Consider the following 21073-nt stretch of genomic DNA (forward strand, 5'->3'; position numbering starts at 1 on the left):
GTGTGCCCCATGATTGCCCTGCGCGGGCGCGCAGACAACGCCCGTTCGGTGTCGCGGGTCGGTGACAGGCGGCATTGCGTGATTCTCAACGCCAGGCGGCGCAACATAACCCCATCACAAACCCGATGAGGTAAATTTTATGTCATTTCATCATGGCGTCTCGGTCAGGGAAACCACCCAGCTCAGCACGCTGATCCGCGACCTTGACACGTCGGTGATTGGTGTGGTGTGTACGGCTGATGATGCTGATGCTGAGGCGTTCCCGCTGGATACGCCGGTATTGGTGACCCGTATCAACCGCGTGATTGGCAAGGCAGGCAAAACCGGCACGCTGTACACCACACTCAAGGCCATTTCTGACCAGTGCAGCCCAAAAGTGATTGTCATTCGCGTAGCTGATGCGGCCAACCTGGCCGACGGCGACACCAAACTGACACAAGATCAGCTGATTATTGGCGGAGTCAATGAACAGGGCCGCTATACCGGACTCTATGCCCTGCTGGCGGCCGAATCGAATATTGGCGAGCACCCGCGCATTCTGGCCGTGCCGCAACTGGATACCCAGCCCGTCGCCCTGCAACTGGCGATTTTTGCCGAAAAGCTGCGCGCCTTTGCCTATATCAGCGCCTACGGCTGCAGGACACTGGCGGCAGTGAAGAAGTACCGCGAAAACTTTAGTCAGCGTGAAGTGATGATCATTTACCCGGATTTCATCACCTACAACAGTCAGTCAGGGCAGAATGAAACCGTGCCGGCGACCGCCTTTGCGCTGGGTCTGCGTGCCCGTATTGATGCTGATCAGGGCTGGCACAAATCGCTGTCCAACGTGCCGGTCAATGGCGTGCTCGGTATCTCTGCGGATATCTACTGGACATTGCAGGGCACAGACACTGACGCCGACGACCTGAACAGCAAAGGGGTGACCACACTGATTAAGCGTGACGGCTTCCGCTTCTGGGGCAACCGTACCTGTGATGCCGAAACCTATTTCTTTGAGGTATACACCCGCACTGCCCAGATACTGGCGGACATGATCGCCGAAGCGCATTTTTCCTATATTGACAAAACACTGACACCGTCATTGGTGAAAGATGTGGTGGATGGCATCAACCGCAAAGGGGCGCAATTGGTGACGGAAGGGAAATTGCTGGGTTTTGACTGCTGGTATGACCCGGCAGATAACCCGAAAGAAAATTTGCGCGATGGTACGGCGTTAATCCGCTACAAGTACACGCCCGTACCGCCACTGGAAAACCTGCAACTGGTGCAGACGTTTACCGATGAATATTTTGCTGTTTTCGATCAGCTAGGCTAAGGGGATATCCGCATGGGGATGCCGAAAAAACTCTTTATGTTTGACGTCTATATTGATGGCCAAACGTATCTCGGACAGGTCGAGGAGGTGACGACGCCAAAGCTCACCCTCAAGACCGAAGATTATCAGGGGGCAGGAATGCCCGGATCGGTTGCCGTTCTGATGGGGATGGATGGCGGCGCACTGGATATGGAAGTGACCATGGGCGGACTGGAAGCGAATCTGCTGAAAACCTGGGGCGGCACCATTGACAGCCTGCAACTGCGCTTTGCCGGTTCGTACTATGACGACGCCACCGGGGAAGCGGTCGCGTGTGAGATCCAGACCCGCGGCCGGTTTACCGAAGTCGACTGGGGCAGTGCCAAAGCCGGGGAAAATACCCAGCACAAGTACACGCTGAAAAATACCTACTGCAAGATCACGCTGAACAATGAAGAGCTGCACGAAGTGGATATGCTCAACTTAGTCTGGCGGGTCAACGGTCAGGATTTACTGGAAAAACACCGCGCCAATATTGGCCATTAACAGGATGGCGGGGCATCGCCCGCCCACCGGAGAAGATTATGTCAAAAAAAGTTATTTTTTCTGAACCGCTGAAACTGGCAAACGGCAGCACGCTCAGCGAAGTGGAGATCACCGAAACCATGCGTCAGGTCGGGGCATTGCGCGGCCTGAAACTGTTCGATGTGATGACCAGTGATGTGAACTCGCTGATCACGTTGCTGCCGAGGGTGACGCATCCACGCCTCAGTGAAGCCGATGTCGCGACGATGCCCATTCAGGATTTCACGCAACTGGCCGCGGCGATTGCAGATTTTTTAGCGCCCACCTCGCCAGCCAGCGAGACGAACGAACCGGCCGACAGTTAATTCCCTGCCCGGCGGTCGATACTGACGATATTATTGCCGATATTGCCACCGTCTTTCACTGGTCGCCGTCAGAGTGCGATGGCATGACGGTCAGCGAATTACTGAAATGGCACGAACGCGCGGCGGCCCGTAACGGACACGAATCATGACCGATCGTAACTTGAATATTCGGGTTTCGCTGAGCGCGGCAAACCGACTCTCCGGCCCCCTGAATGCCGCCAGCCGGGCGGCGGCGGGGCTATCCTCCCAAATCAAAAATACCCAGAACACCGCCCGCAATCTGCAAAGTCAGGCACGCACCTTTGAGCGACTCTCCGACGCCGTTAAAAAGAGCAGCGAGAGTTACGAAGAGGCCAAAGCCAAAGTGAAAGCGCTGGCCGCTGAATTTCCTCGTTTCAGAGAACAGACGGAAGAGCAGCGCCGGGTCTTACTGGCTGCCCGGCAGGAACGGGATCGCTATGGCCGCACGCTGAAAAACGAACAACAACGTTTAAACAGTGTGACCGCAGAGTTATACCGCCACGGCATTTCAGCCCGTAACAGCAGTGACGTCACAGGACAGGTTACCCGACGCACGGAAGCCTATAACCGGCAACTGGCGGAACAGCAACGGCGATTAACGGCGGTCACGGCTGCCCAGGCACGTTACACCGCCGCCAGAGAGACGCGCGGTAAGCTGGCGACAGCCGGGGCGGCAGCAGCGGGAGCGGGTGCAGCGTCCATGTATGGCATGTCGCGTTTTATTGCACCGGGGCGCGATTTTGATGCCCGCATGGCCAATGTGCGCGCACTTACCAATCTGGATAAAAATAACCCGCAATACGCTATGCTGCGTGAGCAGGCAAAAGAACTCGGCGCCTCAACCTCATTCACGGCAACGGATGCCGCAATGGGGCAAAAGTTTCTGGCCACGGCCGGCTTTACTCCTGACTCTATCAAGGCGGCCTTGCCGGGCATTCTGAATATGGCGCTGGCGGGTGAAGTCGATTTAGGCGAATCCGCCGATATGGGCGCAAAAATTTTATCCCAGTTCAAACTCAACCCCGATCAGATGGACAGGGTATCCGATGTCCTGACCGCCAGCTTTACCGGTGCGACAACCAACCTGCGAGAACTGAGCGAGGCGATGAAAGAAGCCGGCCCCATGTCATCCCTGTTAGGGGTCAGTCTGGAAAGTACGGCGGCTATGCTGGGTGTCATGGCCGATAACGGCCTAAGCGGCAGTGTGGCGGGCACGGCGTTCCGGGGCGGAATGTCCCGCATGGTGGCCCCCACGGGCGCAGCGCTGGACGCGATGGCCGCATTGGGTGTCAAGGTAAAAAAAGCCAATGGCGAACTCAGAGATGCCGACGAAATCCTGAAGGATATGGCGGTCAGTCTGCGTAAATACGATTCGGCCAGCCAGATTCGGCTGAAGAAGGACATTTTTGGCGAAGAAGCCATGATTGCCATGAGTGGCTTGCTGGACGGCATGCTGAACGGCAAATACGCCGAGAAAAAAACCAACAATGACAATGCCAACGATCTTGCGAAAAAAATTGCGGACACCAACGCTGATAGCTGGGATGGTGACTTAAAAAGCTTGGCCTCAGCCTGGGAGGGGTTAAGGATAGAAATCAAGGAACAGGTTGATCCCGTATTGCGTTCGGTCACCCAGAGTATCACCGGCATGATACGCCGGGCCACGGAATGGGCAAATAAAAATAAAGAACTGACGAAGACACTGGCCCTGGGGGCGGCCGCTATCGGCATTGCTGTGACCGCACTCGGTGCACTGGCATTGGCTGCGGCGGCGGTGATTGTGCCGTTTGCCGCGCTCCGGCTCAGTCTGTTTATGCTGACCCGGGGCGGTGGGCTGACGGCTTTATTTCCCTCACTGGGGCGGTTGTCCGGCGGATTACGAAGATTACTGCCTTCCCTCGGTGGTGTCAGCCGGAGTGTGAACGGTTGGAAACCGATTTTTCGCAGTGCAGGCACAGCCATTCTCAATCTTGGCAACCAGATAAAAGGATTAGCCACCGGGGGATGGGCTGCATTAAGAAAAGGGGGAATGGCCGCAGGGCGGGGTTTATTGATGGTTTTCACGCAACCGATGACCGCATTACTTATGTTAGGTAATGGGTTAAAAGGGCTGGCAACTGGCGGCTTTGGGACACTAATCAATGTGGTACGCGTTGGCCTTACCACGATGATGGGTGGTTTTTCACTGTTACTTAGCCCAGTAGGGTTACTCGTCATCGCGATTGTCGCCGCGGCTCTGCTCATCTGGAAATACTGGGAACCCATCAAGGCGTGGTTTTCGGGCTTTTTCAGTGGGTTAATGGAAGCCATCGCGCCCGTGCGTGACACCCTCGCGGCGGCATTTGCGCCATTCGCCCCGATTTTTGACGCCATCGGCAACGCCATCAAAAAGGTCTGGGAGTGGGTCACCGCCCTGTTTGAGCCGGTCAATACCTCGTCGGAAAGCCTGAAAGCCGCTACTGAAGCGGGCCAGACATTCGGGCGGTTAGTCGGCAAGGCCATTGCCGGGGTAGTGGATGTGATTGCAGCCGTAGCAAAAGGTGTGGGCTGGTTGCTCGAAAAACTGGGCATGATCCCCGATGCCACCCAAGCCGCCGTTGACGCCGCCAATGCAATGGGGCCGGTTAACCTGCCCGAAGTCCAAAAGTCGGTCAAGTGGGTCTGGGATGACAAAACCCAAAAGATGATTAAGCAGGAATGGACACCCACACCACCGGACAATGCCATCACGCAGGCCGGTGACAAGGCCGCCGAGAAAAAACCGGCAGTCACGCCGCCTGCTGCGGATACCCCCTCATTTGGCCCGCTGGTTTACGATCCGAACGAAAACAAGAAAAAAGGCAAAAACGAGTCAGGCTCGGTGGTTGCTGCTGGTCAGGCCGCCACATCGACTGATCCCAATAGACTGGGTGAGATTGTCTTTAAAAACCGCCCGCCGGTGATCGCCATTGACGGTGCTTATCAGGAACCCCGACTACAGCAACCGTCATTGTTAAGCCGGCTGACGGAAAAATTGCAGCCGTTACAACCGGCTTTAAGCGGCATCCCGATCCCCATTACACCCGCGGATATGGGCAACAGCCCCAAAGCCCATGACGACCGCTACACCATTAACCTGCATTTTCACGGGGTTGATATGAAAGATGAGCATTCCCTTGCGAACAGGATCAGAACAGAAATTGAAAAAATCATGCGGCAAAAAGGCGTGCGCCGCCGTTCCAGTTTGTACGATGAGGATTAATACCATGATGATGATTTATGGCCTGTTTGTTTTTATGCTCAATACCACGCCATACCAGTCAATGAACCGCAACATGGACTGGCGGCACGTGAAGAATGACCGGATAGGCAAATCGGCCAAATGGCAATACATTGGCCCCGGCGAAGACAGCATCACCTTAAACGGGATGCTGTACCCTGAAATCACCGGCGGCGATATCTCGCTGGAAGTCCTGCGCACAATGGCCTTTTCCGCCAAACCGTGGCCATTGATTGAAGGCACCGGCATGATTTACGGTATGTTTGTTATCGACAGCCTGACTGAAAACCGCACCGAATTTTTTGCCGATGGTAAGGCGCGACGCATTGAGTTTACCGTGTCGCTGAAGCGGGTGAGTGAAGATATCCGGGAGGGGTTGCACGCAGTGACGGCGGATGATGTGCTGGGACTGGCAAAATTGGCGCTGAAATAGCCCGATTTTAGATTATTCCTTCCGCTAAATGTGGCCGTAATTCAATCAAATCAAATTAATGCAACTCAATATAATTCGTTGTTTTGGTTATTTATTGATGCGTGAATATTCTATGGCCTGAACAACCGAAATAATGAAAGGGGCTTATGCCCCTGATAATCACTCTGGTGCTTTAGGCCAGTCAATATCTGGCGCTGCTGAACAGTTTACATCTGACAATTTGACGCTGTAAAACTCCCACTTCCGCAATAATGCAATGTCCCGCTCCGTTGCCATCTCCAATCGTTTTTTACGTTCCAACATTACGATCCGCTGTTCTGTTGCGTGCAGGAATGATTGGCGTTTATTTTCTGCTTGTTGTACCTCATATTCTTGTTGTTTCGCGGCATCTGTTACCCACCGCTTACCATTCCATTTATCAAATTGGGTTTTAGGTGCCAATCGTGTATGTTCTGGCTTTAATTCGCCGATATAGTCAATCGTCAGTACCTGCTGTGTTCCGGTATGATGCGCTGTTTTGCCGCGATGATCGGGGACATGCTCCCACGCCAAATTATCGCCAGTACGGAAAATCGCCATTCCTGCACTGGCTGCGGGCGGTTCATCTGTACATGAATGTGCCGGAATGCCTACACCAACCGCCAGATATTCCACTGTAGCGGATAAATACTCTCCGGTGACCTCAGCGTAGTTATAAACAGTAATCACTCCTGCAATGGACGCAATATTATTCTGACCTAAAACAGCACTGTTCATTATGCAGCCCTCACAATATAATTAAACGCGATGTTTCGCGGACGAGTTTCAGGACCCCCTGAATATTCAGTTGTGATAGCTATATTTGCTAAATAGCCACCTGCATCCGCACCAACAGGATGCCTCCCGCCTGTAGGGTCAAGTCCAGTTGCAGCCCATGAATGACTAAAAAAATGATCATGCGCCTTAAATGAATCGTCCTGTGATGAAAGAAGCATTCTCCCCCTATCAACATTTCGTTTCTCACTCCATCCACGAATAAACTCACCACGCAAATCGGGCAATACTCCTGATGGATAGGCTAGGGTTAGTTTCGGATATTTTTCCCTATCGAATGTCGAACCGTTACATTTGAGCCATCCGGTCGGGGGAATTTCTAACGGCCACGGAACAGGCACACCAACCGGCAACGCTGAACCTTCCCCTAAACCAAGATTTTTCACAAACACATCTTTGTTTGGAATATCCGCCCCATTTTTGCTTTTCTCCAGACGAGCATTTGCTAAGTTTTTCGCTTCATTGACCCGCGCATCAGTTTCGCCTTTGTTATACGCACCCACATCACCGGCATTCAGTGAAATATCCGCATGCAGCGCCTTGCCGTTCACCTTACGCCCTGCCGGAACGCGCCCATTGGCATTATTATTCGCGGCATTAGCAACGTCATAAGCTGCTTTCACGGCTTTCGGTGTGGCGGCCTGCGTTTCACTGTTACTGTCCACGGCGTTGCTTAACACCACAAAGCCTTTTTCTCTCAATGTGGCATCAGGATGGCGGCGGCTTTTCTCGTGCTCATTGATGGCATTCTTGACCACCGCATCGGCATACTCCCGCGTGGCCAATACCACGGAGGGGTCGATTTTCAGCGTCACCGCCTCGGTATGGCTGACTATCAGTACCATGCGAATAGTTTGCGTGCGGCCGGAGCCTTCCTGTAACTGCGGCTTGTAGGTCTCCGCACAGTTGCCCACCGCAATCAATATGCCGTCCTTGTCAAACAGGCCAATTTCCCGTATCCACCAACCGCCTTCGCTTTCCGGTATCACCTGCTCGGCGATAATCTGGTGGGTGTTCTTGGGGTCAACGCTCAAGACGTTAATGGCGGCACGACGGCGTTCGTTCACCAGTCTGGTTTGCGTGGTGTCTGGGGTCGGCAATGTCCCGCCGCCATCCCCCACGGCCATGTGGGTGATATTCAATTTCGTGCCCAATGCGGCGGCATTGGCCAGTTTGTCCGCTCCCAGTCGGGTGAGCAGAGCAAAGTATTTCGTTGTCATGCATTAATCCTCATTTCATCAATCACATGCACCGCTGCACCGACGATATCAGCGCCGGATACGGTGATTGCTTGCGGTAAATAGGGGTAAACGGTCAACACATCCCCGTCATAGCTGGTGACGGCGCAATAGGCCGAGCCGCCCGTTTCCAGTTGAATCGACATGCCTATCAGATGGCGTGATGCGGGCTTGGCGTCAAAAATCAGCCGTTCCAGTTCAAAGTAGGTTTCTTGGGTAATGCCGGTTTCCATCACGCCGATATCCAACCGGAAAGTGCCGGGCGGGTCTTGGTTCTGCCACCATTCCGTGACACGGATTAGGTAACCGAATGGCTCAACCACACGACGGATAGCGCCTATAGTGCCCTTGTGCTTGTGTACGAACATCGCCACCTTGATGGCCTCGCGTTTGGTGCTTCCCGACCAATTCATGTCCCAGCGGTCAACCGACCAGGCCCACGCCAGATAGGGCAGCAACCGCACCGGACAACGGTCAGGGTGCCACAGGTCGCGGATAGGCACGGGAATGGTCGCCAACGTCGACAGGGCTTCTGCGGCGGCCACTTCCAGCGGCGACGAACCGACCGGTAACAGGCGGTTATTCATCCGAGCCTCCCATCGTCACCTGCGCATGGGTGCAAAAGCTGGCTTGTGTCTTGCTCAGAATGAGGTCTTTCGCGGGCTTTTTCAGTTCCACTCGCTGGACGCCGGGCACATGCAGGGCGGCAAAAATCGCACTGCGCACGATATCGCGGCCAAGTCGGTGCTGAGCAGCGGTGTAGCGTGCCAGCCGGGCGTTGGCATCCTGCAAAATGGGTTCATATTCCGGCGTCGGGTAGAGGTACAGCACCGCGTCAATGGCGTAATCGACAATTTTAGCCGACTGCACAGTCAGGCGATCCGCCACGGGGCGCACGTCCTCATCATTCAGAGCACGGCTCACCACCTTAATCAATTCCTCACTGGCCGCGCCGTTCCCGTCACGGGATAAAATACTGACCGTGACATACGCCGGTGCCGGGCTGATGACTGACGCATCGGCGACCCGGCCGTCAGCACTGAGGGCATGGTATTCATAGGACGCCACGGGTCCCGCCACGCTTAAGCCCTCAAATGCCTGTGGGATACGGACCCGAAAATCGGCATCGTTTTCCAGTACAGCGGGGACAGGGGGCACCGCCTGATTATCGGCTGGCTGCAATACTAACCGGCTGACATTGTTGTTGGCACCCAACTGATCGAGATCGGGACCTTGGGCAAAGGCGACCATCGCCGCCCGCGCCGCCTCATTGATGCGCTGGCGCAACAGCAGTTCGCGGTAGGCGTTTTCCTGTAACAATTTGGTGATGGGTTCCGATTCCAACGCCAACGTGCGGGTTATCGCGTCGCGTTGAGCCGGCGGATAAAGCGCAATCAACGCCGCTTTGCGCTCGGCAAACAGGATTTCAAAGTCCAGTGGCTCGATAACATCCGGCGGCGGCAACTGGCTTAAGTCAATCGTCGGCATGGTGTCACCTCACCGGAATGGACAGGGAGAGTGGCGTATCGTTCTGCACATTCACCCCGCTGATTTCGACGGACAGCGCCCCTTGCTCTGCATGCTGATAGCGGATGTTCTGCAAGCGGATGCGCGGCTCCCAGCGCAACAAGGCCATATAGCAGGCACTCATGATTTTGAGTCGCAGCGCGGGATTTTGCGGTTGGTCAATCAGATTCGGTAGCAGGGAGCCGTATTCCCGGCGCATTACCCGTGACCCTATCGGCGTCATCAGAATATCCGCGATACTCTGGCGAATATGCTCGCTGTCTGACAGGGCACGGCCGGTGTGGCTGTCCATACCGAGATAATTCATGATACCGGCCCTCCTGTGGTGCTGTCCCCGCTGCGCACGCCGCTATGGCGATGGCTATCGACGATAACACCGTTGGAGCTGAACGCCCCGCCGGTATGGGTGACCGTGCCCTGCATCGTGCCGCCTTTTTTCACTTCGAGACTGCCGGTTGTCAGGTGGTTGGTACAGATCACGGTCGGTGTATCCAACGTAATTTGTTGGCTGGCCGTGCAGGTAATTTCAGGCGCCGTGACATGCACCGACACCGCGGCATTCACGGTCGCGGTGTTAATACCCGTGACGGTTAACGCACTGGTTTGCGGTTCATACTCCATCACCGCCCCATCAGGAAAGGTCAGGTGTACCGCCTCCGCCGAGGCTGACGGGGCCGCATGGGCGGCAGAATACAAGGCGCCTGCCACAAACGCGGTGGTCAGTTCGCCGCCGATGGCCAACACCACGACCTGCTCCCCCGAACTGGGCGCCCACCATGAACGGGACGTGCCGGCACGTTGGGCTGTCCAGCGTAGCCAGTCGGTCTGCAAACCACTGATGTGCACGCGGCAACGCTGGTTTTGCAGGTCAACGGCGGATACCGTGCCCACACGCACGACATTCATCAGTAATCGGTAAAGTTCGGCCAGTGTCATCATGCCTCCGTCAAATCGTGATAAATCAGTTCAATCAGTTTTAATTTTTCGTGTTCACTCAGCCCCAGCAATTCGCGTTGCGGGTAGCGTGTCCGCGCCAGTGCATTAATGCTGCCTTCCAGTCCATACTGATGCTGCCGGGCAATGGCGGCGGCCTTTCCCTGAAACCCCACGACGGCCGAATCTGCCGATGTACGCATTTTTAGGAGTCGGGCCGTTCTCAGACGCGGGAACATCGGGTCACGCCGGGTCGTGGTTTTACGGGTTTCGCTGTGGTCAATCTCCAGATAGCGATCAATCTCGCTGCGCCAGAACGACCGCACCGCGCCGCGGTCTTCATCAAAGCCGGTTATCATGCGTCCCCGGCGGCCACGGGTTGCCCGCCAGTTTTTTAAGTGACGAACACGCCCCCGGTAGATAAAACGAATTCCCCGCTGGGAGCGCAGGACACGGCGGCGGCGGGGTTCATAGCCGGAACCATCCACATTTTTCTGACTGCGGATGCGCTTTTGCTGGTCAGCCCGGATAGCCGTGGCCAACTGACGGGCGAGCCGGCTGCGATAACCGGGCGTGGTCGTGGACAACAGGCGCTGTAATTCATTTTCCAGCGATAACAACAGACTGCCCTGACTCATGCCATCCCCTCATCAATAAACAACACATCCCACGCGGTCAGTAAAGGCGAATCCTGCTGTGGTTCGTCGATATGCGTCGGAATCAATCGCCCAGCGTCTGCACTGACAATCACGCGCTCAGAGGCGGGCAACGTAAACAGGATGTCTGCGGTGTCGGTATTGAGTAAATCCACTTCAAAGCGAAAGCCGTTTTCGCGGCGGTCAGCATTGAACAACAAATCAGGTTGGTGCCGCCGCGCCCAGGCCAGGATGGGAATACTCAGATTGTCGAGCGGATTCGGGTAATCCAGCGCCAGCACCTCCAGTTGATATTGGTAGAGAAAAGAAGCGGATTTTGTTCCCGTGGCAATCAGATTGCCCTTGGTGACAAACACTTCCAGCCTGTCCGGGTTTTGTCTGAAGAACGGTTCATGACTGACAATCATTTCACGCAATAAATTCGGCTTGAGCATGGTTCACCTTATCGGCACTGTGTTTTGATATAGTCCTGCAACCCCTGCATCATGTGCTCTGAGGTGGCAATGCGCTCTCTGAGTAACCAATAATTTCGGACAGCGGCGTCAGTAGGTCGGGCGGTGGCTGCATCAGCCATGCCGGCGGGGGCAGTGGTTTCAGGCACGGGACATTTGGCCTTGATGTACACCCGCTCAGGATGAGCCAGAGAAGCGGTATGCAAACGCGCAATTTCAGATTTGGCATGCGTTAACTCCTGAATACGTTTGGCATCCTGTTCAGCGAGATGCCGCAATTGCCCTTGCTGATGGGCGATAAGAGCGATTTGTTCTGACAACGACTGCTTCAACGTCGCATTGGCCTGTATTAACCGCCCGTTTTCCACATACACACTATAGAAGCCTTGGACTGCCCAGCCCAGCAAGGCAACGCACACCATCACCCCAACTGCTTTTACTTTCCACGTCATAGCAGGTCAAACGCCCGCGTGATCATGTCATCAGAATAAGGTTGCTGGCCGTTCTCCATCTGGATAATGGCTTTCACCAGCTTGCGCATCGTGGCCAGATTATCCACATCAATCACCGCACTGCTGGATACGCCCACCTTCCCGCATACGTAGGTAATATAACCTTCGGTGTCGTTTTCATTGGGCGGTGCCCAGCGGGCAATCATCTGGCGTATCGTGTTATCGCTATACTTGCGTTCGTAAGTGCGCAGAATTTTCAGCATGGCGCGAATGCCCCACTCCGGCGCGATAAACTGGCAAAAATCCTCATCAGTCTGGCGCTCGCGCAAGCCCTGCCATTTATCCCTGTGGCGAATATTGCCCGGATTATGGTTGCGAATACCTCTACTCATGCGGTTTGTCTCCCAAACGTTTATTGATGGCGCGTACCGCGAATTCACGCAGTTTTTCCACGCCGATAAAGCCAATGGCACCCCCCAGTGCCGGCGAGACCGTGCCGGGGATGCCGAACACTTCCAGCCCGCTGGTGATGCCCCATGACAGCGCCCCGCACAACAGCGGTTCAACCCAGCGGTTGCGGCGCTCTACGCCGTCATAAATCAGCCGGCCATAGCAAATCAGGACAGCCAGTCCGGCGCCGGAAATCTGTGGCCATGCGTTCTTCAGGCCATTTACCATCTCGACCCATAAATCAGGTTGCTCTTTCATTGTCCGTGTCAGTCCCATAATTGAATGATGTCCTGACGGGGCGGTGGGGTGATGTCCGGCAGCACGACCCATTGTCCGGCGGCCAGTTGGGTGCTCAGGCAGAGGCCGGGGTTGGCGTCGAGCACCTGCTCTACCACGCCCTGCGTGCGGCCATAGTGACGCCAGCACAGCAAATCCACCGTATCCCCCTGAAATGCCCTGATCCGCATTAGACCAACTCCGCTATCATGCGATGCTGACCCAAAATATCCCGGATGGCGTTTTGCCCATCCCGCCGCAGGTCATCAATTTGTGTACTCAGTGCCTCGGCGTGTTTTTCCCCGTCACGCGTGGTGTCAATGTCGCGGTAGTTTTCAATCAGCATGGCCTTGGTGAAGCTGTACACCGCATGGCGATAGCGGAACACCTGCGCCGTGGTGTCATTGATAGCCGGCGAAGGCACGGTATCCAGCGATGTAACGCCGTGTTGTTCCTGTACCTGCTGCCATGTGGCCAACTGTTGGTTGACGGACAGCACCGACTCGGTGGCCATGTGCATCAAGCGGTCGGTTGTGACTGCTCCATTAAGACGCATGGCATTGCGCAGGTCAGCCAGCTTTATCACCGGCCAAAAATCCCCGGATCTCACCTCAGCACCACCGTCATTGATATCCGCAGGCGATGACATCGGGTGAGTTTGTTTGGTGGCCACTAAGCTCATCATTTCCCCTTTCTGAAAGAAAAACGGCGGTGAACGGCATAACAATGCCCTCAACACAGAACTGTGATGCCGTGCCGCCGGGCACGCGGGGTGCATTCGGTTAGCGGGAAGTCTTCGCCTTCGCCGCGGTTGTCTTGGTTTTGCTCTTGGTGTTGCCCGACGTCGGTTTCTTTCCTGTCACGGGCGGTGTCGTCTTGGATAATGGGATGGCCGGGTTTTTTGGCTCCCCGGCGGTCTTTTTCAGTTCCCGCGTCAAGGTTTCGATATCTTTTTTCACCCCGATATGGGTAAACAGCAGCAAGGCTTGTTGCATCAGGGACAAGGCGCGTTCTTTGTCGGCCTGTTGTTCGCTGGGGCGCAAGGTATACGCCAGTGTCTTGAACAATTTCGCCCTGACCTGATTGGGCATGTCCAGCGGCTCAACCAATTCGGCCAACTGTTCCAATATGGCCAGCGGCACAAGCTCAATGGTCGCATCGCCGGCGGAAAGCAGGGTCAATGCCTTGTCACAAATCTCGTCCACCAATAACGCCCCGACCGTGCGCTTGTAATGATCCGGTAACGGCAGGTTATGGCGGATAACATACTCGGCCAATGTTAACGCGTGCGCATAATCGCCCGTGTCGATACGCCAAATCATGATATGCGTCAGCACCTCATCCGCCTGTCCGGTATCCGCAGCCAGTACGCCGTCAATCCAACTGTCATAAAAGGCCATCACCTCGCGCTTGTAATCCGCTTTGCGCTCATTGGATTGCAGATCAGACAAACGGGCCTTATCAATACGCAGACGGTGTAGCATCTGCTCATAGGCCGTCAGCGTTTCCGCTAAAAAATTGTCATCGCCACGGCGGGAGGCCATGACTTGTTGCCAGTGTTCTTGTGCCGGTGTCAGCATAATTCCCCCTCGTGCCGTGCCGGCTACGCCCGGCACGTGTTCAATCACTTATTCGTTGCTGCCTGCTGCGCCCGCGAAGGTAATCCCTTCAATCAGACAACTCAGGCCGAAATCTTCAATGACATAGCCGTCATTGCTTTGGGCATAGGTAGCAATGCGGTTGTATTCCGGCTCATTCTTGACGTAACGGTTGTATTTCCCTTTCTGCCAGTAAAGTGACAGGTTTTTCAGGGTGGTGATAAAGATCGCCCCGTCAGGGAAAAACGGCACCCGGAAGATAGGCAATCCTCCCAGTGTGCTGAGTTTCATCAGCTCATTGCCGGCCAACAATTCCATGTTGGGGTTCTGCTGGCTGTGCTGGTTCAGAATTTTGAAATTCTTTTGTGTCGTCAGGCGGGCGCCGGTGATCGCAATCAAGCCGGGCGCGTTCTGGTGCCACGGGTCGAGTAACGAGTTCACCGCGTCGTACACCACCGCATCATAGTTACCGTATTGGCCTTTCTTGATGATTTTCCCGTCTTCATCACGGCTGGTGATAGTCATGTCTTTCATCACCCGATGCGGGGCGGCATTGCGCAGGTGCTGCAACCAACCAATGTTGATGTCCTGCAACAGCGGGTTTTTCTCCCGGTCGGATTTCACCGCCACCGAAGTGCCATTAAAGCCAATCATCAAGCGATCATTGGCCTCTTGCTGGACAATCTGCTGGCTGATCAGCTGCTGAAACTCCGGGTGTCCGGCCCACGCATCAATTTGCGTATAGCTAATCGCGGTATCAAAATTCGTTTGCTCGCAGCGGTAGCGGTTCGCCTTTAAATCATGCACGCTGACCGGTTCGCGGCGCTCGGTGGTTGAGGTATTGCGACTGGCAATCGTGCGGCGGATACCGACCCCGACTTTTTCCCCTTCCTGCTCGGTCACCCCGAGCGAATTGATTTCTTTTAAAAAGGGGCTGGACTCCATCTTGGCTTTTTCCAGACGCTGCTGAACGGCTGGATCGACCGAGAGCTGAATGCTGTCGCCTTCACGCTTCACCCCGTTTAATTTGCCCTGCTGGTCAAGGTAGGACAGGTATTGTTGACGCCCTTCGTTACTGAGTGACATGGGTAATTTCCTGTAATCAATTAATAATCGGCCAACATTTGGGTTGAACCGTCCGCCTGTGGTCGCTGGGATGATGAGCTGTCCTGCTGGCTGAGTTGGCTTTTGAGCGTGGACAATTCATTTTTCAGTGCCGTGATGTGTTCTGACTGGCTGGCAATTTGTGCTTCCAACGCAGACAGTTTTTGCCCCTGATTGAGGGCTTCACCGCATTTTTCCGCTGTTAACTGCACCATTTCACGCAGGGTATTCAGTTCTGCACTGTGATGCTCGCGGTGCATGCCCAGCGCCTTCTTCACGGACAACACGAACTTTTCGCCGAGGGATTTATCGGCGGCAGGAGGCTGTTCGGTGCTTTCCATCAATTCAATTGCGGTTTCCAGTGACGCGGACAGATAGCGGTCGTCACGGGAGGGTAACCCGCGCTCCTGAAGACTGAGTTTAATCAGCTCGGTGCCCACAGCGGCCGGGGTATCGGTCACCGCGACACCGGTAAGATAGGCGCTGTTGGTTGCCGGAAAACGGCCGTAAAATTCGATGCTGGAAAAGATTTTCTGGCCACTTTGGTTCAGCTTGATCAGGTTTTCATCCTGCTTCTCATCCAAATCGACTGACACCTCCAGCGCCAACTTGCCCTGCAATGGCCCGCTCTCCACTTCATACGCCCGTGCCGACTGCACCAAGGCGTAATGCCGGAACAGGCTGTCAGGGTAGAGGCTTTTCACGTGCTCCAGATTCAGGCGGGCGGCATACAGGCTGGGGTTATAGCTGTCTGCCATCTGTTGGATCTGTTCGCGGGAGACGGCAAACCCGTTCAGGGTCATGCCCTCGGTACAGACCGTCAATGTAATGTTTTTTGGCATGGTGCTCTCCAACGCCGTGCGGTTGAGTTGATGCCGTTATCTTCGCAATCCCTTGCGACTGACTCAAAGCATTGGGTCTGTCGCAGGCGGGCGACAACGGGCAGTCATGGCAGTTCGCGCGCGGGCTGTGGGAAAGTAGCGGCATGATGATGACAGAACACGACCCCCGACAAACCGCCAAAAGTTTATATTGGCAGGCCTACAGCGTTGCACAGATAGCAAAACGGCTGGGCATCAGTGTGAACACCCTTTATTCATGGCGCCGGCGGGATAAATGGGATGAAGCCAACCCGATTGAACGGGTCAGCGGCGAGCTGCACGTCAAAATCCTGCGGATGCAGGCCAAGGACACGCTGACCCCGCACGATTTCAAGACCTTGGATTTTCTTTATCGTCAATTGGAACGCTTCGACAAGCTCGACACCAAGAAGACTGAAAAGAAAAAAGCCAAGACGCCGAAAAATCACTTTAGCGAAGAGCAAATCAGTGAGTTGCGGGCGTTGGTGTTTGATTCCCTGTATGAATACCAGCAACGCTGGTACAAGCAGAAAGAACGGCGTAACCGCATGATCCTGAAATCGCGGCAGATTGGTGCAACATGGTACTTTGCCCGCGAAGCGCTGATCACGGCGCTGGAAACCGGCAACAACCAGATATTTCTGTCAGCCAGCCGTTCGCAGGCGTACCAGTTCAAGAAGTTTATCCAGATAGTGGCCCGGCAGGTCGGGGTTGAACTCAAGGGCGGCGATGAAATAATGCTGTCCAACGGGGCGACACTCTATTTTCTCGGCACCTCGGCCGCCTCGGCGCAGTCCTATACCGGCGATCTCTATTTTGATGAATTCTTCTGGGTCAGCAACTTTATGACACTGCGTAAAGTGGCGGCCGGGATGGCGACCCATATCGGCCTCCGGCGCACCTATTTTTCCACGCCCTCCAGTGAAGAGCATGAGGCTTACCCGTTCTGGACAGGCGAGTTTTTCAATCAGTCCCGCCCCCACAAAAAACAGATTACGATTGATACCCGCCATGAAGCCTTGCAGTCCGGCGTGTTGTGCGGGGATAACATCTGGCGGCAGATTGTCACCATCCACGATGCCCTTGACTTGGGGCTGGATCGGGTCGATTTGGCCGAAATTGAGAGTGAAAACAGCCCGGCGGATTTTGACAACCTGTACCGCTGCCATTTTGTGAAAAAGGGGGAGCGGGCCTTTGATTACAACGAACTGATCCGCTGCGGGGTTGACGGCTATAACGAGGACGTCTGGCCGGACTGGAAACCTTACGCCTTGTGGCCACTGGGCCATAAGCCGGTACATATCGGGGCTGACCCCACCGGCACCGGTGGCAACGGGGACGGTCTGGGGCTGGCCGTGCTGGCACCGCCGTCGGTCAAGGGCGGCAAGTGGCGGGTGATTGAAGCGCTGCAATTTCGCGGCATGGCCTTTGAAAAACAGGCCGAGGAGATCCGCAAGCTGACCGAACGCTATCACGTGCAAAGCATCACCATTGACGGCACCGGCGGCACGGGTGAAGCCGTGCACGAACTGGTCTGCCACTTTTTCCCGGCCGCGACCTTACTGAAATATTCCGCGCCGCTCAAGCGCATGCTGGTCATGAAAGCCCAAATGTTGATCCGTGCCGGGCGGCTTGAATATGACGCCGGCATGCAACAGGTGGCCACCTCGTTTATGTCCATCAAGAAAATCATTACCCAAGGCGGTGTGGTGACCTATGCTGCCGACCGCGTGCGCGGCATTGATCACGGTGATATCGCATGGTCAGTGATGAATGTCCTTCATGGTGAACCGATAGCCAGTGATGCCGGCGGGCACGAATCCTTTGTGACGGAGTTTTAAACATGCACACCTTTTTGCCGGCTGAACCCCAGCCTGAAATGACGAACACAGCGAACCTTCCTGACGGCACGGCCCAGTGCGCGGCGTTTACCTTTGACAACCCCACGCCGATTATCTCCGGCTGGGATTTGTTGGATTGCATGGAGTGCGCCAAAAATGGCCGCTGGTATGAAACCCCGATTGATTTTTATGGGCTGGCGCGGGCATTCTCATCGGCGGTCTACCATCAGTCGCCCCTGTTTTTTAAACGCAATGTCATCATGAGCTGCTTCCAACCGCACCCGCTGCTGTCCCGGCGGGACATGGCCGCCTATGTGCTGGATTATCTGGTCTTTGGCAATGCCTATCTGGAACGGCGCACCAATCGGCTGGGCGGCTTGCTGGCCCTGAAACATGCCCCGGCCAAATACACCCGGCGGGGGGAACAGGCTGGCCAATACTGGTTTGTTGAAAGCTGGCTCAAGGAATTTGAATTTCGGCCAAACAGTATCTTTCATCTGATCAACCCCGATATCCATCAGGAAATTTACGGCTTGCCGGAATATCTGGCGGGCTTGCTGTCGGCCAACCTGAACCGTTCTGCCACGGCGTTTCGAATGAACTACTACGATAACGGCAGCCATGCCGGGGTGATTGTCTACCTGACCGATCCGCTCACGGACACAAAAGGCGTGGAGAACCTGAAAAACGCCTTGCAAAAATCCCGCCGGGATGGGGCGTTTAAGAACCTGTTTGTGTATGCGGCCAACGGCAAGAAAGATGGCTTGCAAATCCTGCCGTTCAGCCAAATCAGTGCCAAGGATGAATTCAGCAACGTCAAGGAAGCGACCCGCGACGACTTGCTGGCCATGCACCGGGTGCCGCCGCAACTGATGAGTGTGATGCCATCGGGCAATGGCAACTACGGGGACGTTGAAAAAGCCGCGAAAGTGTTTGCCATCAATGAACTCAATCCGATTATGGAAAGCCTGAAATCCGTCAATGACTGGGCGGGGGAGGAAGTGGTGCGCTTTGCCCCCTATGCCTTGCTGGATGCCCTGACCGGCACGTCATAACACCGCCAGATTCACATCCACCAAGCCCACACCGCCGATTAGCGTCATTCAATCGCGCGGTGTGGGTTTTCTTCACTCATCTTCTCCTGACCTGACTCACACGCCAAACGGGCGGCTGCGTGCTGTTCACCGTGGTATGAAAGCCGCTTTTTCGATGACCGCCATTCCCTCGGCAAGCTGGTCGATCCCCACCCGTTGCGCGCGCTTGCTCCCCCGCCTCGCCCGCACACAAAAGGGGCGTGTTTTTGTGCAGTTATGCAGGGGCGGGGAAACTTTGCCCTTGCTGGGTTTGTGTGGGATTGGAATATCAAGAAAAACTGTGCAAGTTTGTGATGAATTGTGAGGTGTTTTTTTTGAGGAAAAAAGATATGAAATTAAAACTGTGATTTCGAACAACATTTACCCCATATTTTCCTTTATGATAATTACATTTGTAATTATATCCATCGTAAGGAGTATTTTATGGCTGGATCACTTACCGGCCCTGCCCGCATCAGAAATTTTATTGAACGGGAAAGGAGGGCTGGAAGGTACTGGGTACAATACGATGATGTGTTTTCTTTTGCTTACAATGGCTCTGCAAATATCATCCGGTACGTGTCTTATCCATTTTTGTATATAAAATTTTCTCATCAAGGCACCGCATTGTTGATATCCTATATTACCGGGCTAAGTTCGGGTCTGAATTTATATCAACTCCCCGGTTGGAACAGAGACAATGTAAGGCAACTTCCAGCCAGTATGCGTCACATCATTGGGGATATACACCATAGCTGGTAACTCACATAGATAGTGCTCATATTTACGCATTAATTTATTATCGATATTCTGCTGATCAAAAACGGGATTGAATACAATCCCGTGACATGTCACACCATCACAATTTTACTTCATGCCAGCCCCGTGTAGCCCAGCACGCAGCCTCACCAGAAAAACAACATTCGGACACCGGAAGGCACTCGCCACATTTTCCACATTGCTGCGCTGATAATGCCTGCATTTTCTGCTGCAATTCCACATCATCTTTGCGTATCAGTAACGTCAGATATTCAACCACCTCATACGGATCACGTCCCGGTCGCCTTAACTCACAATTGCGTTTTAACATCTCCAGTTCTTGATTATCGACCAGTAATTCTATCTTAGTTACGCCAGAATATTTCTGGCGTTGACGTTGGGCGGCTTTACGTTCTGCGGGGGATTTAGCCATTGGGTTTACCACCGCGCATGAGGTAATCGACATAAAAATAGTTCTTCAAAGTCCTTGCGTGACCATGCCTTCATCAGGTTTTCTTCATCCAAAAAATTGTCATTATCAAACAACATGACCGTATCGAAAAATGCGGATTCACCTTGGATACGATTCAGGGTAAAGAACCGCTTATAAGCCGCCTCGCCGTTATCTCCTGAACATCTGGAGGAATAAAACGTTCTATGCCATTTCTCATGCATTGATAGATCCAACGCTAATTGCACCAGCCGAATAGGGTTATCCGACCAAGCCCACTCAGACACATAAACATCACCACACAGGGCAGCGACATAGCTGTTTTCATGCACAAAGCGAATTTCAGCGCCATTACTGAGCGTCAATAACCGGATTTCTTCGGCATGTTCGATTAACGTTGCTTGCTGTTTCGGGAAATACTGCGCAATACAGTGAACAAAGTTCGGCAATAATTCCTTATTTGACATAAAAAACTTATTCCGGCCCGTCCGGCAGGCATCACTTAACGCTTCCAGCACGAAATAATAATCAGCACCCGCCTGTCTGCATTTATGTAGAAAGCGATTACGGTGATGTTGATTGGCTTTCCAGCGTTTCTGCCAGACAAATAAATCCAGCACAAATTTACGGTTAATGTTGTAAACAATATCGTGAGTTAAATTTAAGGTGATGTTATTCATTTATCCATCTCTA

Annotated in this window: 28 protein-coding genes; 10 read left to right on the forward strand and 18 right to left on the reverse strand. The window is 54.1% G+C overall.

What is annotated here, in order from left to right; translation table 11 throughout:
- The first annotated feature begins 139 nt into the window (after positions 1-139).
- The 6 genes from AACQ81_RS02335 to AACQ81_RS02360 are packed head-to-tail and all read left to right on the forward strand — an operon-like array spanning position 140 to position 5897.
- Positions 140-1315 (forward strand): phage tail sheath subtilisin-like domain-containing protein, encoded by a 1176-nt coding sequence (locus tag AACQ81_RS02335; protein ID WP_237386150.1) that lies wholly within the window; start codon positions 140-142, stop codon positions 1313-1315.
- Positions 1316-1327: 12 nt separating this feature from the next.
- On the forward strand, positions 1328-1840 hold the full coding sequence (locus AACQ81_RS02340) for a phage major tail tube protein (protein WP_237386151.1): 513 nt from the start codon (positions 1328-1330) through the stop codon (positions 1838-1840).
- A 38-nt stretch (positions 1841-1878) separates the two neighbouring features.
- Positions 1879-2184, forward strand: a complete 306-nt coding sequence (locus tag AACQ81_RS02345; RefSeq protein ID WP_237386152.1) for a phage tail assembly protein — start codon at positions 1879-1881, stop codon at positions 2182-2184.
- 41 nt (positions 2185-2225) lie between these two features.
- Positions 2226-2333 carry a GpE family phage tail protein gene (locus AACQ81_RS02350; protein ID WP_336885669.1) on the forward strand — a complete coding sequence of 36 codons (108 nt, stop codon included), beginning with the start codon at positions 2226-2228 and terminating at the stop codon, positions 2331-2333.
- Positions 2330-5446, forward strand: a complete 3117-nt coding sequence (locus AACQ81_RS02355) for a phage tail tape measure protein (protein WP_237386153.1) — start codon at positions 2330-2332, stop codon at positions 5444-5446. The genes AACQ81_RS02350 and AACQ81_RS02355 overlap by 4 nt, the downstream gene beginning before the upstream one ends.
- A 4-nt stretch (positions 5447-5450) precedes the next feature.
- Positions 5451-5897, forward strand: a complete 447-nt coding sequence (locus AACQ81_RS02360) for a phage tail protein (RefSeq protein WP_237386154.1) — start codon at positions 5451-5453, stop codon at positions 5895-5897.
- Between the two features lie 159 nt (positions 5898-6056).
- On the opposite strand, the gene AACQ81_RS02365 is transcribed toward AACQ81_RS02360, so the two are convergent.
- From AACQ81_RS02365 to AACQ81_RS02440, 16 genes are all read right to left on the reverse strand, one after another.
- Positions 6057-6653, reverse strand: a complete 597-nt coding sequence (locus AACQ81_RS02365; protein ID WP_237386155.1) for a tail fiber assembly protein — start codon at positions 6651-6653, stop codon at positions 6057-6059.
- Positions 6653-7930, reverse strand: a complete 1278-nt coding sequence (locus AACQ81_RS02370; protein ID WP_237386156.1) for a phage tail protein — start codon at positions 7928-7930, stop codon at positions 6653-6655. Before AACQ81_RS02370 ends, AACQ81_RS02365 begins: the two co-directional genes overlap by 1 nt.
- Positions 7927-8535: a phage tail protein I gene (locus tag AACQ81_RS02375; protein ID WP_237386157.1), complete on the reverse strand. Its 609-nt coding sequence runs from the start codon at positions 8533-8535 to the stop codon at positions 7927-7929. Before AACQ81_RS02375 ends, AACQ81_RS02370 begins: the two co-directional genes overlap by 4 nt.
- Complete coding sequence (locus AACQ81_RS02380; RefSeq protein ID WP_237386158.1) at positions 8528-9436, reverse strand: baseplate assembly protein; 909 nt, start codon at positions 9434-9436, stop codon at positions 8528-8530. Before AACQ81_RS02380 ends, AACQ81_RS02375 begins: the two co-directional genes overlap by 8 nt.
- Positions 9437-9440: 4 nt before the next feature.
- Positions 9441-9782 carry a GPW/gp25 family protein gene (locus AACQ81_RS02385; RefSeq protein ID WP_237386159.1) on the reverse strand — a complete coding sequence of 114 codons (342 nt, stop codon included), beginning with the start codon at positions 9780-9782 and terminating at the stop codon, positions 9441-9443.
- Positions 9779-10414 carry a phage baseplate assembly protein V gene (locus AACQ81_RS02390; protein ID WP_237386160.1) on the reverse strand — a complete coding sequence of 212 codons (636 nt, stop codon included), beginning with the start codon at positions 10412-10414 and terminating at the stop codon, positions 9779-9781. Before AACQ81_RS02390 ends, AACQ81_RS02385 begins: the two co-directional genes overlap by 4 nt.
- On the reverse strand, positions 10411-11046 hold the full coding sequence (locus tag AACQ81_RS02395) for a phage virion morphogenesis protein (protein WP_237386161.1): 636 nt from the start codon (positions 11044-11046) through the stop codon (positions 10411-10413). The genes AACQ81_RS02390 and AACQ81_RS02395 overlap by 4 nt, the downstream gene beginning before the upstream one ends.
- Entirely contained in the window at positions 11043-11498 is a 456-nt protein-coding gene (locus tag AACQ81_RS02400; protein ID WP_237386162.1) for a phage tail protein, read from the reverse strand. Before AACQ81_RS02400 ends, AACQ81_RS02395 begins: the two co-directional genes overlap by 4 nt.
- 8 nt (positions 11499-11506) lie before the next feature.
- Positions 11507-11968: a lysis protein gene (locus tag AACQ81_RS02405; protein WP_237386163.1), complete on the reverse strand. Its 462-nt coding sequence runs from the start codon at positions 11966-11968 to the stop codon at positions 11507-11509.
- Positions 11965-12360 carry a structural protein gene (locus tag AACQ81_RS02410; protein ID WP_237386164.1) on the reverse strand — a complete coding sequence of 132 codons (396 nt, stop codon included), beginning with the start codon at positions 12358-12360 and terminating at the stop codon, positions 11965-11967. Before AACQ81_RS02410 ends, AACQ81_RS02405 begins: the two co-directional genes overlap by 4 nt.
- Positions 12353-12676 carry a phage holin, lambda family gene (locus AACQ81_RS02415; protein WP_237386209.1) on the reverse strand — a complete coding sequence of 108 codons (324 nt, stop codon included), beginning with the start codon at positions 12674-12676 and terminating at the stop codon, positions 12353-12355. Before AACQ81_RS02415 ends, AACQ81_RS02410 begins: the two co-directional genes overlap by 8 nt.
- Before the next feature lie 8 nt (positions 12677-12684).
- Entirely contained in the window at positions 12685-12885 is a 201-nt protein-coding gene (locus tag AACQ81_RS02420) for a tail protein X (RefSeq protein ID WP_237386165.1), read from the reverse strand.
- Positions 12885-13376 carry a head completion/stabilization protein gene (locus tag AACQ81_RS02425; protein ID WP_237386166.1) on the reverse strand — a complete coding sequence of 164 codons (492 nt, stop codon included), beginning with the start codon at positions 13374-13376 and terminating at the stop codon, positions 12885-12887. The genes AACQ81_RS02420 and AACQ81_RS02425 overlap by 1 nt, the downstream gene beginning before the upstream one ends.
- A gap of 100 nt (positions 13377-13476) precedes the next feature.
- Complete coding sequence (gene gpM / locus AACQ81_RS02430) at positions 13477-14274, reverse strand: phage terminase small subunit (RefSeq protein ID WP_237386167.1); 798 nt, start codon at positions 14272-14274, stop codon at positions 13477-13479.
- Positions 14275-14322: 48 nt separating this feature from the next.
- Positions 14323-15378 (reverse strand): phage major capsid protein, P2 family, encoded by a 1056-nt coding sequence (locus AACQ81_RS02435; RefSeq protein WP_237386168.1) that lies wholly within the window; start codon positions 15376-15378, stop codon positions 14323-14325.
- Positions 15379-15398: 20 nt separating this feature from the next.
- On the reverse strand, positions 15399-16238 hold the full coding sequence (locus tag AACQ81_RS02440; RefSeq protein ID WP_237386169.1) for a GPO family capsid scaffolding protein: 840 nt from the start codon (positions 16236-16238) through the stop codon (positions 15399-15401).
- 143 nt (positions 16239-16381) lie between these two features.
- Between AACQ81_RS02440 and AACQ81_RS02445 the strand changes: the two genes are divergently transcribed.
- From AACQ81_RS02445 to AACQ81_RS02460, 4 genes are all read left to right on the forward strand, one after another.
- Complete coding sequence (locus AACQ81_RS02445; protein WP_237386170.1) at positions 16382-18097, forward strand: terminase large subunit domain-containing protein; 1716 nt, start codon at positions 16382-16384, stop codon at positions 18095-18097.
- A 38-nt stretch (positions 18098-18135) separates the two neighbouring features.
- Entirely contained in the window at positions 18136-19152 is a 1017-nt protein-coding gene (locus AACQ81_RS02450; protein WP_237386210.1) for a phage portal protein, read from the forward strand.
- A 61-nt stretch (positions 19153-19213) separates the two neighbouring features.
- Complete coding sequence (locus tag AACQ81_RS02455; protein WP_237386171.1) at positions 19214-19495, forward strand: hypothetical protein; 282 nt, start codon at positions 19214-19216, stop codon at positions 19493-19495.
- A gap of 119 nt (positions 19496-19614) precedes the next feature.
- Positions 19615-19932, forward strand: coding sequence for a hypothetical protein (locus tag AACQ81_RS02460; protein ID WP_237386172.1), 318 nt, complete (start codon positions 19615-19617; stop codon positions 19930-19932).
- Between the two features lie 97 nt (positions 19933-20029).
- On the opposite strand, the gene AACQ81_RS02465 is transcribed toward AACQ81_RS02460, so the two are convergent.
- Entirely contained in the window at positions 20030-20362 is a 333-nt protein-coding gene (locus AACQ81_RS02465; protein ID WP_237386173.1) for a hypothetical protein, read from the reverse strand.
- Positions 20363-20367: 5 nt separating this feature from the next.
- A complete protein-coding gene (locus AACQ81_RS02470; protein WP_237386174.1) occupies positions 20368-21060 on the reverse strand; it encodes a terminase large subunit domain-containing protein in 693 nt (230 codons plus the stop codon).
- Positions 21061-21073: the final 13 nt, after the last annotated feature.

It is taken from the genome of Xenorhabdus sp. Sc-CR9 (genome assembly GCF_963897815.1).
Taxonomy (GTDB): Bacteria; Pseudomonadota; Gammaproteobacteria; order Enterobacterales; family Enterobacteriaceae; genus Xenorhabdus.